This is a genomic window from [Clostridium] cellulosi, assembly GCF_036762875.1.
Classification (GTDB): Bacteria; Bacillota; Clostridia; order Oscillospirales; family Ethanoligenentaceae; genus Ruminiclostridium_D; species Ruminiclostridium_D cellulosi.
The window spans coordinates 125,544-141,582 of record NZ_JBAIZF010000006.1 but is presented as its reverse complement, the minus strand read 5'-3'; the positions used below and the strand labels follow the sequence as shown (position 1 = coordinate 141,582).

Here is a 16,039-nt window from a genome sequence, read left to right as displayed (position 1 = left end):
GGTTAAAAAAGGCAGGTACGGCAATGCCTCAGCATAGCCAATACCGCCGTCATTAAAACCGTTCCTGAATATAATATATGATAAAAAAGCAGGCCGCAAGACTTTTGCAGCCTGCCGTTTTTACTTTAATTCAGTCGTCCCTGCCACAACACTTTTTATACTTTTTGCCGCTTCCACATGGGCATGGGTCGTTTCGGCCAGGCTTTTTACCTACCCTTACAGGTTTCTTTTTCTCTTCGCTGCCGTCTCCGTGGCTTGCCATCATAGGTCTCGCCACCTGCTCTCTGCGCGGTTCTTCCTCGCGGCGGATCTGCACGGTCAGAATAAGGCGCACCGTATCCTCTCGGATAGCCTCGACCATCTCTTCAAACATATCGTAACCTTCACGGCGATACTCGACAACAGGGTCCTGCTGTCCATAAGCGCGCAGATATATACCCTGACGGAGTTCATCCATAGCGTCGATGTGATCCATCCATTTCTGGTCAACGACGCGCAGAAGTATTACACGCTCAAGTTCGCGCATAATTTCTTCTCCGAACATCTTCTCACGCTGTTCATACAGCTTATGAGCACGCTCGAGAAGCACTTCCTTTATATCTTCAACTGGATTCAATTCCTGAAGCTCTTCGCGGCTAAAGTTGAAATCATCCTCGGTGGTCAGCCACCCAAGATAATAGTTGCGGAGTCCAGCAATATTCCAGTTGTCAGGCGTCGGGTCATTGCCGATAAACTGCTCATAAGAGCGGTTTATACTGTCGTCTATCATCTTAAGGATGTATTCCTTCATGCTCTCGCCGTTAAGCACCTGCTGGCGCTGACTGTAAATGACCTCACGCTGGCGGTTCATTACGTCATCGAACTGAAGGACATTTTTACGGATGGCAAAGTTGCGTCCCTCTACCTTGCGCTGTGCGTTCTCAATAGAGTTCGTAAGCCATTTGTTCTCAATCGGCTCGTTTTCATCAATACCCAGCGTCTCCATAAGGCTCTGGATACGCTCGCCGCCGAACAAACGCATCAAATCGTCTTCAAGAGAAATGAAAAACCTTGATTCGCCGGGGTCACCCTGACGCCCTGCACGTCCGCGGAGCTGGTTGTCGATACGGCGTGCTTCATGGCGTTCTGTGCCAACTATGAACAGTCCGCCCACCGCTTTGACTTCTTCAGCCTCTTTGTCGACAATGACTTTGTGCTTTTCGTAAAGCTCGCGGAACTTCTTTCGGGCCTCAAGGACTTCTGGGTCATCTGTCTCGGCGTAGCTTGTAGCCTCATTTATAAGCTCTTCAGACATGCCGGCTTTGCGCATATCCGCCTTTGCAAGCCACTCCGCGTTGCCGCCCAGCATAATATCGGTGCCTCGTCCGGCCATATTTGTCGCAATAGTTACAGCGCCTTTTTTGCCTGCCTGTGCGATTATTTCGGCTTCTTTCTCATGATATTTAGCGTTCAGCACTTCATGCTTTATGCCATGCTTTTTAAGCATTTTGCTCAGAAGCTCTGATTTTTCAATAGAAATAGTACCCACCAGCACAGGCTGTCCTTTTTTATGGCACTCGATAATCTGATTGATTACGGCATTAAATTTAGCCTTTTCTGTCTTATAAATCACATCAGGATGGTCAATCCTGATCATCGGCTTGTTGGTGGGAATCTCGATAACGTCAAGCTTATAGATCTGACGGAACTCTTCTTCTTCGGTCAGAGCCGTACCAGTCATACCTGAAAGCTTCTTATACATGCGGAAGAAGTTCTGGAAGGTTATTGTCGCAAGGGTTTTTGACTCGCGCTCGACCTTTACATGCTCCTTGGCCTCTATTGCCTGATGAAGCCCCTCGTTATACCGGCGGCCGTACATGAGCCTTCCGGTAAACTCATCGACAATAATAACCTGGCCGTCTTTGACAACATAGTCGATATCCTTCCTCATAACACCGTGGGCGCGAAGCGCCTGGTTGATATGGTGAAGAAGCGTTAAGTTCTCAGGATCAGACAGGTTTTCGACATTGAAGTATTTTTCGGCCTTTTTTATACCGGAGGGATTGAGTGTCGCGGTCTTGGCCTTTTCGTCGACAACATAGTCCCCTTCGATATCTTCGTTCAGTTCCTTGTCGTCAAGCTCTCTTACCTTAGTCATCGACAAGGTTCTTACAAATTTGTCCACTGCCTCATACAGATCCGTCGATTTTTCGCCCTCGCCGGAAATTATGAGCGGCGTACGCGCTTCATCAATAAGTATCGAGTCGACCTCGTCAACTATTGCAAAATTGAATCCGCGCTGGACCATTTGCTCTTTGTAAATCACCATGTTGTCGCGCAGGTAGTCGAAACCAAACTCGTTGTTCGTGCCGTACGTTATGTCGGCATTGTATGCCTCACGCCTTGCGTCAGTATCCATATCATGGACAATAAGGCCGACCTTCAGCCCAAGATAACGGTAAACCTTGCCCATCCATTCACTGCCGTAACGCGCAAGGTAATCGTTGACGGTTACAATGTGCACGCCTTTGCCCGTCAAAGCGTTGAGGTATGCAGGCATTGTAGCGACCAGCGTTTTACCTTCACCGGTCTTCATTTCAGCGATACGCCCCTGATGAAGAACAATACCGCCTGTTACCTGAACTGGAAACGGCCTCATTCCGAGAACCCTGTCGGCAGCCTCCCTGACCGCTGCAAAAGCATCCGGAAGAATATCATCAAGGCTTGCTCCGTTATGCAGCTTTTCTTTAAGCGCCGGTGTAACCGCTTTCAGTTCAGCCTCCGACATAGCTTTGTATTTATCTTCAAGCTCCAGCACTCTGTTGGTAATCGGATATATGCGCTTCAGTTCGCGCTTGCTGTGAGAACCTATTATTTTCTCAATCAGTCCCATATTTGCACCTCTCGATGTTACAACTTAAATAATATTATAACATCAATTTGGATGAAAAGGAACAAGAAATAATTTTAGAATGTAATTCTATCGAAAAATTTGCTTTATTTGCGGTAATACCGGCAGATTATAGATTACAGTGTAAAGGCGTGCAGGCCTTAACTTATTCTTTCAGCCAGTTTCAGTGCCTCAGCGACAGCCGCATCCATGTTGAAATATCTGTATTGCGCAAGTCTGCCGCAGAGGTAGAGGTTCCCTATCTTTCCGGCGAGTTCTGCGTATTTGTCATAAAGCGCCTGATTCTCCTGCCCGACTATCGGATAATAAGGTATATTGCCCTTTTCAGCGTTCGGGTCGTACTGCATAGGGTATTCTTTCATAATTGTCGTCTTGCCTTCTATTCTCTGGCCGGTCAGATATTTGAATTCGGTAATTCTCGTGAAATCTTCCTCATTCGGGTAATTGACGACGGCCGCCGGCTGGAACCAGGTTTTGTTGATATGTTCTATCTTAAGATAAAGCGAGCGGTAAGGCAGCCTTCCGAAAACGCAGCCGAACAGTTCATCGGCCGGAGCTGTCCAGATTATCGGCTTTTCATAGACTTCATCGCCTATGGTGACTTTACCGCTCTGCGCATCAGCATGGATAAGGCTTAATGCGTCAACATTGGTTTTAACGGTTATATTTTCATGCCTGAGCATGTTTTCAAACAGCTTTGTATAGCCGTCTTTCGGCATATACTGATATGTGTCTTGGAAATACCTGTCGTCATAGCCCAAAACGACCGGCACGCGGCTCAGGACAGACTTGTCTACTTTTTCCGGGGGCATTCCCCACTGTTTTGCGGTATAATGGAGAAAGACTTTTTCAAATACAAATTCGCCAATTTTGCGTATTTCCCCTTGCCCTTCAAGAAGCTCGTTTACAGTGACCTTTTCCCTGTCACCATATTCTTTTTTCAGCGCTTCCTTAATCTTTGCTGATTTTTCCTTCCCAAACAGGCGGTCCGCGGATTCAAAATTGAACGGAATGGGTACATACTGGCCGTCGATTCTTCCGATAACGCGGTGTTCGTACGGCATAAAATCAGTAAAGCGTTTCAAAAACTCAAATACGGTTTTATTGTTCGTATGGAAGATATGCGGGCCGTATTTATGCGTCAAAATGCCGTTTTCATCTATGAAGTCATACATATTGCCGGCGATATGATCTCGTTTCTCAAGAATAAGGACTTTCTTTCCTTTTTCAGCGAGGCATCTTGCAGCAGTAGCCCCTGAAAAACCACAACCAATTACTATGGCGTCAAAATTTTCGTACATAATTTTCCTCCATTAAGATAAATAATAATTTACTTTTTGTCGGATTAAATTTTTTGAGCAAATAAAATAAAAAAAGCACAAAGATTGTTCCTGTTTGACTATTATAAAACAAAAAATATAATAAAAGCAAATAAATGTGTTGTTAATAAATTAATTCTGGATTATAATAAAAAAAGCAATCACAAAAATCAAGGATATATGCTTCGTTTTGCCGAAGCATAACGTGCAAAGAATGGAAAAACTAAGCAGTATGTTGAAAGGGGCAGTTTAAATTATGTTTTCCCGTGATATCGGAATAGATTTAGGAACTGCAAATACACTAATTTATATGAAAGGCAAAGGTATTGTCCTGCGTGAGCCTTCAGTTGTTGCAGTTGACGTCAAAAACGACTGCGTTCTGGCTGTCGGCAACGAAGCAAAACAGATGATAGGACGCACACCGGGTTCAATTAAGGCGATCCGTCCTCTTAAAGACGGTGTTATCGCCGATTTTGATATAACATCTAATATGCTCAAACAGTTCATCCGCAAGGTGGTTAGCGGCGGCGTATTTTCAAAACCGCGTATCATTATCTGCATACCTTCAGGCGTAACTGAGGTCGAAAAGCGTGCGGTTGATGAGGCAGCTTTTCAGGCAGGTTCAAAGGATACTTATCTTATAGAAGAGCCGATGGCTGCAGCTATCGGTGCCGGACTTCCTGTCGAGGAAGCTACAGGTTCAATGGTTGTCGATATCGGCGGCGGCACTGCTGAAGTTGCCGTTATTTCGCTTGGCGGTATCGTCACCTCTCGTTCTGTCCGCGTGGCTGGCGATGAATTTGATGATGCTATCATTAACTATATAAAGAAAAAGTACAACCTTCTTATCGGTGAGCGCACAGCCGAAGAAATCAAAATCAGTATCGGCTCTGCTTACCCCTATCCCGATGAAGGTGAAATGGAAATTAAAGGCCGCAATCTGCTTGACGGCCTGCCCAGCAATATAAAAATTACTTCTGAAGAAATTCGTGAAGCTCTGTCAGACCCAGTTGCTGCAATAGTAGACGCAATCCGCAGCACATTGGAATTAACACCCCCCGAACTTTCTGCCGATATAATTGACCGGGGCATTATGCTTACCGGCGGCGGGGCGCTGCTTCGCGGTCTTGACCAGCTTATAGCCAATGAAACCGGTATCCCTGTCAATGTAGCAGAAAGCCCGCTCGACTGCGTCGTTGAAGGTACCGGTAAACTGCTCGACGATATGACCGGTAAACTGGCAAGTGTGCTTTTCAACACAAGACGCAAATAATTTAAAAAGGGAATAAAAGGGGGGAATGGCATGCTTACTTTTGTAGGCATGCTTTCCGCCCTATTTTTATTTTGAGGCATGTTCCTACTTTTTTAGAACATAACGGATTTTATTACATATAGTTTGTATGTTTTGTAATTTTAAGCGCAATTAATGATTGGAGGTTAACCCGTGCGTGAATTTTTCAAAAGCCTAAAATTTAAAATCTTCGCAGCAGTCGCCTGCCTGCTGATCGGACTTATGCTACGCACGGCGGCTACAGGCGGTTTGCCTACTATTACACAAAATATAATCAGTACCATAATCAGCCCGTTTCAAACCGCCTCATCATATATTTCCAGTGGATTTTCCGGATTTATCAACGATTTATTAAATATCCACTCCCTTAAATCAGAAAATGCCAAACTGAAGAAGGAAATCAGCGAACTGCAAAGCAAAATGGTTGACTATAATAAACTGAAAAGCGAAAACGAGCGGTTAACTACTATGATAAACATAACAACTGAAAAAGACGACCGCGTTTACACACCCGCAATGGTGATATCACGTGACCCGGGTCAATGGTTCTCTTCATTCACGATAAATAAGGGAACGCTTGCAGGCATTGAGAAAGACGATCCGGTAATTACATCCGAGGGGCTTGTCGGGATAGTCGTTTCCCCGTCCCTGACCTCTTCCGTTGTCAGCACAATACTCGACCCGTCGGTTCATGTCGGGTCTATTATCAGCCAGACCGGCGATACTGGCATAACTCATGGAAAAAGAGACCTCGCAGCAAAAGGCGAATTTCAACTAAATTATCTGCCAAAAAACAGCAGCGCCGCTGTCGGAGACATTGTAATTACGACCGGTATCGGCGGTATTTTCCCAAAAGATTTGAAGGTCGGCATAATTCAGAAATTGGAGCAGGACGAATCTGGCAATTCGCTGAATGCGATTTTAAAACCCATGACCGACATGACATCCGTTAAAAATGTTTTTGTCATCACCGATTTTTCAGGCAAAGCGGATTCCAGTTCCGGTTCCTCAAGCAGCACATCAAGCAATAGCTCGTCCGCTGCCAAGTCAACAGGGACATCGTCCAAGGGAGGCAAATAATGCGCCGATTCAACATATTGAAATGGTGCGTCTATGCGCTTGCAATACTTATTTTGACCGTTATACAGATGCAGGCCGCATTCTATCCACGTATTATGGATTGCACGCCTCTTTTCGCCATTCCCGCCGTCCTTGCCATCGCCATGTTTGAGAATGAAACAGCCGCCGGCATCTACGGCATATTCGCAGGACTGATTTGGGACTCGGGTACCGGCAGGGTATTCGGTTTCAATGCGCTGTTTTTGATGTGTTTCGCTATAGCTGCGTCGCTGTTGTTTGAATATCTTCTCAATAACACGCCTCTTTCAGCCATGCTGCTTACAGCAATAATTACGATTATCCATGAAATCATTACATGGTTCTTTTTTTACTTTATGACTGGAGACAGGGACTTTTTATTTGCTTTTCTCCATATAATACTGCCAACTACCGCCCTGACTCTTATTTTTACACTGCCTATATATTACGGAGTGCGCTTTATAAACCAGAAAATTTCCGATTCCGACAATGATTCGTCTGTCTGACACTTGTCTTCACATATCCTTAAACCCTGAGATTTTAAGAAGGAGTACTTAGATGTTAAAACGGTCAAGAATTGCCATCATTGTTGTATTTGTTTTTGCTGTTTTTGGCTTCTATGTTTTTGAACTGATGCAATATCAGGTTACAAACGGAGAAACTTACAGACAGCAAAATTCAAAATCTGTTGTCAACACCGTGGACGTAATCGCTCCGCGCGGTGATATCCTTGACCGCTATGGAAGGGTGCTGGCCACAAGCAAAGTCGGTTACAACATCATTCTTGAGAGCGCTTTCTTCCCTTCCTCAAAAGAGCGCGACAAACAAGACGCCGAATTGCTGGCACTTGTGGATATACTAAAGCAGGCCGGTGAAACATGGGAAGATTCCCTGCCCATCAGCACCACCGCTCCTTATACATTTACGGGAACGGATAAAGACAAAAGGAAGCTTATTACGTTTATCAACCAAAAGGACAAGAAAAAGACGCTTTTAAGAGATGACGCCACTGCAGATGAAGTAATGGAAGTGCTGAACAAGCTCTATAAAACCGAGGGGCATGGCGAAAACGAGAAAAGGATATTGTGCGGCATCAGGTATGAAATGGACAAGAAATCCTTCAGCTATACAAATGTCTATACGTTTGCCCAGAATGTCAGCATAGAGACGGTTACAAAGATAGAAGAACGCTCCTCCGTTCTCCCCGGAGCAGTTGTGCAGCAGGTTCCTCAGCGTTATTACCCAGATGGCACGATAGCTCCCCATATTATCGGGCTGACCGGCCCCATATATGCTGAAGAATACGAGGAATACAAGCAAAAAGGCTATTCAGCAGACGATATGATTGGCAAATTCGGCATTGAGCAGTCAATGGAAAGCGAACTGCATGGCACCAACGGCCAATCACAGGTAGAACTCAGCAACAACGGCAATATTGCAAACACGCTGGTTCTGAAAAAGGCCCAGCCCGGAAACAATGTGATCCTGACCATTGACAAAGATTTGCAGGTAACTTTGCAGAACGCACTGCCGGCTGTATTGCAGCAGATAAAAATTGATTCTAAGGGCAATCCGAAATACGGCGCTGATGTAAGGGGCGCTGCGGCAGTCGTTATGAATGTAAAAACCGGCGAAGTGCTCGCCATGGCAACCTACCCTTCATATGACCTCAACACTTATAAGAAGAATTATTCCTCCCTTTCAAAAGACAAGCTTACCCCACTTTTGAACAGATGTATATCCGGTGCATACCGCCCCGGTTCAACATTCAAGCCGCTGACCGCCGCGGCCCTGATGATGAACGGCGTCTTGACGCCCCAGACAAAATGGTATACGCCGGCTAAATTTTCTAAATATGAAAACCGTGGTTATGTCGGTAGCGACGACGAAGGAATAGCAAGAGGCCTGATTAATGTCGAGGAAGCTCTTGAGGTTTCATCAAACGTATTTTTCAACTATTTTGGTGATATCCTCGGCATGCAAAAACTCGAAAAAACCGCTATAAATGTATTCGGCATAGGAAAGAAAACCGGGATTGAACTTAACGAAGAGGTATCCGGCTCAATGTCAGGATATCAATACGACAATGAACACGGATTCAACCACAACCCCGCTGACGCTGCTCAGGCAGCGATCGGGCAGCTTTACACAGCGCTCACCCCGCTGCAGATGACCAACTACCTCTCAACACTACTAAACGGCGGCAAGATGTACCAGGCCCATATAGTAAAGCAGGTCAACAGCTATGACAACTCAAAGGTAATCATCGATAAAAACACGCCGACGGTAAAATCAAACACCAAGATTGACCAGACGATTGTTGACACGATAAAGAAAGGGATGCTCGCCGTTACAGAGGGAAACAAAGGTACAGCCGCCCAGAAATTCAAAGATTTCAATATGAAGATCGGCGGCAAAACGGGTACAGCCCAGCTTAAATCCCTTAAAGCCTCCGACCTGCGGTTTAACGGCGTTTTCATCTGTTTCGCCCCCTATGACGATCCGGAAATTGCGGTCTCCGTGGTTGTCGAGCATGGACACTGGGGAAACCAGACAACGCCTGTCGCAAGAGAAGCAATTGCTAAATATTTCAATCTCGATTCAAACGGCAACCCGTTGCCTTCAAGTGCTTCCACCAATTCTGTAGGTACATTGCTGAAATAAATTTACACAGTTTTTAAAGCAATTTTTTGTATAAGATACATCTGACATTTTAAATAAAACCGGGCTTTTTTCTTTGACATAATTTTATGCTTATGATAAAATAAAAATATAAATGTGATTTTGGCTATCGGGTAAAATTCGAGTATATTTGGTTTTAGCAAGGGTGCATGCAAATGGGGCAGTTGGGCCGTATCCTGCTCGTGGCGTCCGGCAAGGGCGGCGCAGGCAAATCAACTTTTTCGGTTAACTGCGGCACTGAACTTTCAAGAAGAGGACGCAAGGTACTTCTCATTGACGGCGACGCCGGACTGAGATCGCTTGATTTGATGCTTGCAGTCTCCGATAAGGCACTTTTTGATATCGGGGACATTTTTGCGTCCCGGTGTGAAACGGAAAAAGCCATAATACAAACAAATCGCCCCAACTTATTTCTTCTGCCCGCTCCGCAGAGCAATTGTGAATATTTGGCCGACAGCGAAGCTGTCGGGAGGCTCTGCAGCGAGCTTGCACGAACCTTTGATTATATTATTATTGATTCTCCTGCCGGAGTCGGCGATTACGTAACGGCACCAGCGCCGGTCGCTGACTGCGTCATTGTTGTTGCCAATACGGAGCCTGTCTCCATAAGAAGCGCTGAGCGGCTGGCTCAGATTATGAGAATGAAGGGTGCAAAAAATCTGCGCCTTGTTTTGAACCGCGTTGACGCTAAACTTATCAGAAAGAACAACCTGCCTGATCTCGACGCGGCCATTGACGGAACGACGGTTCAACTTATTGGCATTGTACCGGAAGATAAACGCGTTACAGCAGCAACGGCTACCGGTGAACCTCTGACGAAGGGCCGTGCTGCCACTGCATTTAAGAACATTGCAGCCAGATTAGAAGGTGAATATGTCCCTCTGATGAAACTTTGACGATTACACTACGCATGGAGGTTTATATATATGAATATTGCACTTATAGCACATGATTCAAAAAAAGAACTGCTTGTGCAGTTTTGCATAGCATATTGTGGCATTCTAAGCCGACACTCCCTGTGTGCAACAGGCACTACAGGCAAGCTCATCGCCGAGGCAACAGGCCTCGAAATACAAAGGTTCCTGAGCGGGCGTCAGGGCGGCGACCAGCAAATTGCCGCAAGAATTGCCTGCAACGAAATAGATTTGCTGTTATTCTTCAGAGACCCGCTGTCGCGCAAGCCTCATGAACCGAACGAGACCAATATGTTCAAGCTCTGTGACGTTCACAACATTCCGTTTGCTACAAATGTCGCAACGGGCGAGGTTTTGGTACGCGCACTTGACAGAGGAGACTTTGATTGGCGCAACATTGTCAATCCAAAATCCAGATAAGTAAAGGGCGTTGACCGGAAGGAGTAACTGCAGCACAACGGACAGAAAAGCGCGTCACGGCTGAGAGCGCGCAACGTAAATCGGCTACAGTGAAGACATCCGTAAGCCTTTTTGTCTTTCCCCACATTACGGGGGCTTGAGTGAAGCGCTTTTAGCGCTTAACAAGGGTGGCACCGCGAGGATTACCTCGTCCCTTGATGAGGGACGAGGTAAATTTGTGTTTTATTAAATTTTTATCTATTTTGTAATATAACCCATTACCAAGCAAAACAATTTTAAGGAAAAGGTGAAACTATGGCGAACATTCTTAAGGCACCGCGCGGCACAATGGATGTGCTCCCGGATAAAATTGATAAATGGACCTACATTGAATATACGGCGCGCGAAACCGCTAATCTTTTTGGCTTTAAAGAAATAAGATTCCCAACGTTTGAAAGCATTGACCTCTTCCGTCGCGGAGTAGGTGAAACCACTGATGTGGTTCAAAAAGAGATGTTCACCTTTACGCATGGCAACAGCAATTTCGCACTAAGGCCCGAAGGCACTGCTTCAACAGTGCGGCTGGTGCTCTCTAACGGGCTTTATAACGACCCAATGCCTCTTAAGCTCTTTTATATAACCTCCTGCTTCCGCGGAGAACGTCCCCAGGCCGGAAGGCTTAGGGAATTTCATCAGTTCGGCGTTGAGCTTTTCGGGACTGCAGAGCCGTCTGCTGACGCCGAGATAATCCTGCTTGCAAAAACAATGTTTAATAATCTGGGAATCAAGGGGCTTCGCCTTGAAATCAACTCCATCGGCTGCCCCAACTGCCGCAAGGATTATCAAAACGCCTTAAGGGAGTATTTCACTTCAAAACAGGACGGGCTTTGCGATACCTGCAAGAGCCGTCTTGGGCGCAATCCCATGCGTATTCTCGACTGCAAAAGCCCCGAATGTCAAAAAATCGCTGAAGCAGCGCCGAAAGTAACCGACTATATCTGCGACGACTGCCGCACCCACTTTGAAGCGGTTCAAAACCAGCTTAAAAATCTGAATGTCGATTTTATTGTCAACACATCCATCGTGCGCGGGCTCGACTACTATACCAGAACAGTATTTGAATTCATCGACGAAAAACGCGGGCTGACACTCTGCGGCGGCGGACGCTACGACGGCCTGGTTAGCCAGCTCGGCGGGCCTGAATTGCCGGCGCTCGGCTTTGCGATGGGACTTGAGCGTCTTATCATGACAATGGATGAGCAGGGCTGTTCATATGAGACCGAGCAGAACAAAACCGTCTATTTCGCAACTATCGGCGATGCGGCGTCAAAAAAGGCGGCGGAACTTGCCCTCAAACTCAGAACCGAGGGCATCAGTGCCGAATACGACCTTGTAGGGCGCAGCATGAAAGCGCAGATGAAGTATGCAAACAGAAAAGGTTTCGCTTTTACCGTCGCAATCGGCGACAACGAGCTTAATTCAAATACCGCCGAACTCAAGAATATGCAAACCGGTGAAACTATACCTGTGACGCTTGATGACAAAATTATCGAAGCTATAGACAACGCCATTGTAAAAGAAACGATGAAAGAACTTGAAGAGACCATAGAAAAGGATAAAATCTTTAACTCTTAACGGTGTCTGAGTTTTTTCGCATTTACGCAACAGTTTAATCCCAGTAATACAATCGCTAAACGCGGCTGAGGGCAGCGGAAATTATTCGGACATGCTCAACTTTTAAGCTGCTGAAGCCGGTTGCCCTATTTGCCGCCAAAGTGAAATAATATAACTATAATATATGCAATTTCTGGAGGTAAAAATAGATGTCTGAATCATTGCGGGGCTTTACCCGTACATGCTACTGCGGAGAGCTTTCCTCAAAAAATATTGGGCAAGAGGTATCGGTCTGCGGATGGGTTCAGAGGCAGCGTGACCTCGGAAGCCTTATCTTTATTGACCTGCGCGACAGGACAGGTATTGTGCAGCTTGCATTTGACGATAACACCGAAAAGTCAGTTTTCGGCAAAGCCTTCTCTGTCCGTTCAGAGTTCGTCATTGCGGCAAAAGGCACTGTACGCCGCCGCGCAAGCATAAACGACAAGATTCCGACAGGTGAAATCGAAATCGCTGTAACTGAGCTTAGAATATTAGGCGAAGCCGAAACACCTCCATTTGAAATCATTGAAAATTCCCCTGTAAAAGAAGAACTGCGTCTTAAATACCGTTATCTCGACCTGCGCCGTCCGGAAATGCAGAGAAATATCATTGCGCGCCACCGAATCGTAAAATGTGCGCGTGACTTTTTCGACGAGAACGGCTTTATAGAAATCGAAACACCTATGCTCATTAAGAGCACCCCTGAGGGCGCGCGCGATTATCTCGTGCCAAGCCGCCTGCATGCCGGCAAATTCTATGCCCTGCCCCAGTCCCCCCAGCTTTACAAGCAATTGCTCATGCTTTCCGGTTTTGACCGGTATATGCAGATTGTCCGCTGTTTCCGCGACGAGGACCTGCGGGCCGACCGACAGCCGGAATTTACACAGATTGACCTTGAGATGTCCTTTGCTGACGAGGATACTGTCATAAGTGTCAACGAAGGTTTCATTAAAAAGGTATTTAAAGACGTGCTTGGCGTTGAAGTAGAAACGCCGTTCACCCGCCTGCCGTATGCAAAGGCGATGGAGCTTTACGGCAGCGACAAGCCGGACACCCGTTTTGACATGACGCTTTGCGATTTGACTGACCTTGCGCGCGGCTGCGGGTTTAAGGTATTTACAGGTGCTATAGAGGCTGGCGGCAGCGTACGCGCGATATGCGCCAAAGATGCCTTTGACAAGCTTACCCGCAAAGAACTCGACAAACTCGCCGCTTTCGTCAAGGATTACGGGGCAAAGGGACTGGCGTGGACCAGACTTAACGGTGAAAACACCTCGTCGTCTTTTGCAAAATTCGTCCCTGAGGAAACACTGAAGGCTATGTACTCAAGGCTCGGCGCCAAAGACGGCGACGTCGTGATGATTATTGCTGACGCAGATAATCAGGTTGTTTTCGACGCGCTGGGCGCTCTGCGTTTAGAGGTCGCCAACAGGCTCGGAATAATTCCTAAAGACAAGTTCAATTTCCTGTGGGTGACAGAATTCCCGCTGTTTGAATACAGCAAAGAGGAAGGCCGCTATGTGGCAAAGCACCATCCGTTCACAATGCCCGCCGAAGAGGATCTGGACAAGATTGAAAGCGATCCCGGCGCCTGCCGAGCAAGGGCTTACGATATAGTCCTCAACGGTGTCGAACTCGGCGGAGGAAGCGTCCGCATAAACGACCCAAAACTTCAAAACCGCATGTTTGCCGCTCTCGGATTCACTCAAGAGCGGGCACAGGAGCAGTTCGGGTTCCTGATGGACGCCTATAAGTATGGAGCTCCTCCCCACGCCGGCATGGCCTACGGGCTCGATAGGCTCTGCATGCTGATGCTTGGCTGCGACTCAATACGGGATGTTATCGCTTTCCCGAAAGTTCAGAACGCCTCAGAGTTGATGTCGTCAGCTCCCAGCACAGTTGATGAAAAACAGCTCAAGGAACTGCATATTTCCGTTTCTGACTAAATTTGTGCTTAAATTGTTTAGAATTTAAAAAAATATTAACAAATACATTGTTCATCAATGTTAAGATATATTGTAAATTAACTATGTAGATTCATAATGCAATGAAAATGCAGGAGGGAACAATAAATGATAGAGGTAAGCCACCTCACCAAACGGTATGGGGACAAGTATGCCGTCAACGACATCAGTTTTACCGTAAATGACGGCGAAATCCTGGGCTTCCTCGGGCCTAACGGCGCGGGAAAATCCACTACCATGAATATGTTGACAGGCTATCTGTCATCAAATGAAGGCAGCATTAAAATAGCAGGCATCGATATTCTTGAAGATCCTAACGCCGCCAAGAAACATATAGGTTACCTGCCAGAACTTCCGCCACTCTATCTTGACATGACCGTCAAGGAGTACCTGAATTTTATCTATGATCTCAAGGGCTGCAAACTCAACAGGAAAGCCCACATCATGGAAATCTGCAATCTCGTTAAAATCACCAACGTCTACAAGAGGGTCATCAAAAACCTGTCAAAAGGATATCGGCAGCGTGTCGGTTTAGCTCAGGCTTTGATCGGAAACCCTGACGTGCTCATCCTTGACGAGCCGACTGTCGGCCTTGACCCGAAACAGATTATTGAAATCCGCTCGCTTATAAAGCATCTCGGCAAAAAGCACACCGTTATCCTGAGTTCACACATTCTGTCTGAAGTTCAGAGCGTCTGTGAACGCGTTATAATTATCAACAACGGCAAGATAGTTGCAGACGATACAGAAGTCAACCTTTCTCACAATATCCAAAAACAGCACCGTATTATCGTGCGCGTTGCCGGCCCTGAGGAGCCGGTCATGAATGCGCTGTCCGGACTCACAGGCGTCAAAAAGATTACTCCACTCGGCCAGAAAGAGCCCAACAGCTATGATTTCCAGATTGAATGTGAACAAGGCAAAGATATCCGCCGTGGCATGTTTACAGTTTTGAGCGACCGCAAATGGCCTATTCTCTCCCTCGACAGCGGCGAAATGACCCTTGAAGATATCTTCCTTAAACTCACAAGCGAAGATTCCGTACAGTTCCAGAAAAAAAAGAAAAAAACTGTGACGGCCGCAAACGCCGATGAGGAGGGTGAAAAATAATGTGGGCCATCTATAAACGTGAAATAAGAAGCTATTTTAATTCGGCGATAGGATATGTGTTTATCGCTGCATTCGTATTTTTTGCCTCATGGTTTTTCTGCGCCTACAGCATTTCGTATGACAATTCAAATATGTCAGGTACATTCGGAAGCATGCTCCTGATTTATGTTTTCATAATCCCCATCTTAACGATGCGTACTTTCAGTGACGAAAAGCGTCAAAAGACCGATCAGGCACTGCTGACCGCGCCGGTAAGCCTTTTGGGCATCGTCATGGGGAAATTCCTCGCAGCATTGACCATCTATGCGATTGGACTTTCATCCTTTGTTGTTTTTGCTTTGATTATAGCCGGTTCCGGAACCCTCGATACCTGGTCCGTTGTCGGCAACATTGTGGCAATGCTTCTCGTAGGATCGGCGTTTATCGCCATCGGAGAATTTATTTCAAACCTGACTGAGAGCCAGGTTATTGCAGCCGTCGCAGGCATTTTCGTCCTGCTAATCCTCTTCTTGCTCGATAACATTGGAAGCGTTGTTAACGTACCATTCATTCAAAACATTATTTCTGCTATTTCAATCAGCAACCGCTATCAGAATTTCTCAGCAGGTATTTTCAGTTTGCCGGATGCAGTCTTCTATCTCAGCATTGCCGTCTCGTTTATTTTCCTGACGGTTCGTATGCTTGAGAAGAGAAGATGGAGCTAAGGAGGGAAGAAA

General features: G+C 46.3%; 12 protein-coding genes. 10 read left to right on the top strand and 2 right to left on the bottom strand.

Annotated elements, in window-relative coordinates:
* Positions 1-130: 130 nt before the first annotated feature.
* Positions 131-2,872, bottom strand: coding sequence for a preprotein translocase subunit SecA (gene secA / locus V6C21_RS03000; RefSeq protein ID WP_479268284.1), 2,742 nt, complete (start codon positions 2,870-2,872; stop codon positions 131-133).
* A 158-nt stretch (positions 2,873-3,030) separates the two neighbouring features.
* Positions 3,031-4,191, bottom strand: coding sequence for a UDP-galactopyranose mutase (gene glf / locus V6C21_RS02995; protein ID WP_045085157.1), 1,161 nt, complete (start codon positions 4,189-4,191; stop codon positions 3,031-3,033).
* Between the two features lie 274 nt (positions 4,192-4,465).
* Here glf and V6C21_RS02990 point away from each other — a divergent pair, with 274 nt between their 5' ends.
* From V6C21_RS02990 to V6C21_RS02945, 10 genes are all read left to right on the top strand, one after another.
* Positions 4,466-5,482 (top strand): rod shape-determining protein, encoded by a 1,017-nt coding sequence (locus V6C21_RS02990; RefSeq protein WP_045085156.1) that lies wholly within the window; start codon positions 4,466-4,468, stop codon positions 5,480-5,482.
* Positions 5,483-5,653: 171 nt separating this feature from the next.
* Complete coding sequence (mreC, locus tag V6C21_RS02985) at positions 5,654-6,580, top strand: rod shape-determining protein MreC (RefSeq protein WP_034841361.1); 927 nt, start codon at positions 5,654-5,656, stop codon at positions 6,578-6,580.
* Positions 6,580-7,104, top strand: a complete 525-nt coding sequence (mreD, locus tag V6C21_RS02980) for a rod shape-determining protein MreD (protein WP_045085155.1) — start codon at positions 6,580-6,582, stop codon at positions 7,102-7,104. The genes mreC and mreD overlap by 1 nt, the downstream gene beginning before the upstream one ends.
* 52 nt (positions 7,105-7,156) lie before the next feature.
* Entirely contained in the window at positions 7,157-9,262 is a 2,106-nt protein-coding gene (locus V6C21_RS02975) for a penicillin-binding transpeptidase domain-containing protein (protein ID WP_479268283.1), read from the top strand.
* 173 nt (positions 9,263-9,435) lie between these two features.
* Positions 9,436-10,176, top strand: coding sequence for an AAA family ATPase (locus V6C21_RS02970; protein ID WP_479268282.1), 741 nt, complete (start codon positions 9,436-9,438; stop codon positions 10,174-10,176).
* A 30-nt stretch (positions 10,177-10,206) separates the two neighbouring features.
* A complete protein-coding gene (gene mgsA / locus V6C21_RS02965) occupies positions 10,207-10,614 on the top strand; it encodes a methylglyoxal synthase (protein ID WP_034841353.1) in 408 nt (135 codons plus the stop codon).
* 294 nt (positions 10,615-10,908) lie between these two features.
* A complete protein-coding gene (gene hisS / locus V6C21_RS02960) occupies positions 10,909-12,228 on the top strand; it encodes a histidine--tRNA ligase (protein WP_045085154.1) in 1,320 nt (439 codons plus the stop codon).
* A 188-nt stretch (positions 12,229-12,416) separates the two neighbouring features.
* Positions 12,417-14,195: an aspartate--tRNA ligase gene (gene aspS / locus V6C21_RS02955; RefSeq protein WP_479268281.1), complete on the top strand. Its 1,779-nt coding sequence runs from the start codon at positions 12,417-12,419 to the stop codon at positions 14,193-14,195.
* Positions 14,196-14,321: 126 nt separating this feature from the next.
* Positions 14,322-15,323 carry an ABC transporter ATP-binding protein gene (locus V6C21_RS02950; RefSeq protein WP_479268280.1) on the top strand — a complete coding sequence of 334 codons (1,002 nt, stop codon included), beginning with the start codon at positions 14,322-14,324 and terminating at the stop codon, positions 15,321-15,323.
* On the top strand, positions 15,323-16,027 hold the full coding sequence (locus tag V6C21_RS02945) for an ABC transporter permease (protein WP_034841345.1): 705 nt from the start codon (positions 15,323-15,325) through the stop codon (positions 16,025-16,027). The genes V6C21_RS02950 and V6C21_RS02945 overlap by 1 nt, the downstream gene beginning before the upstream one ends.
* The last annotated feature ends 12 nt before the right edge of the window (positions 16,028-16,039 follow it).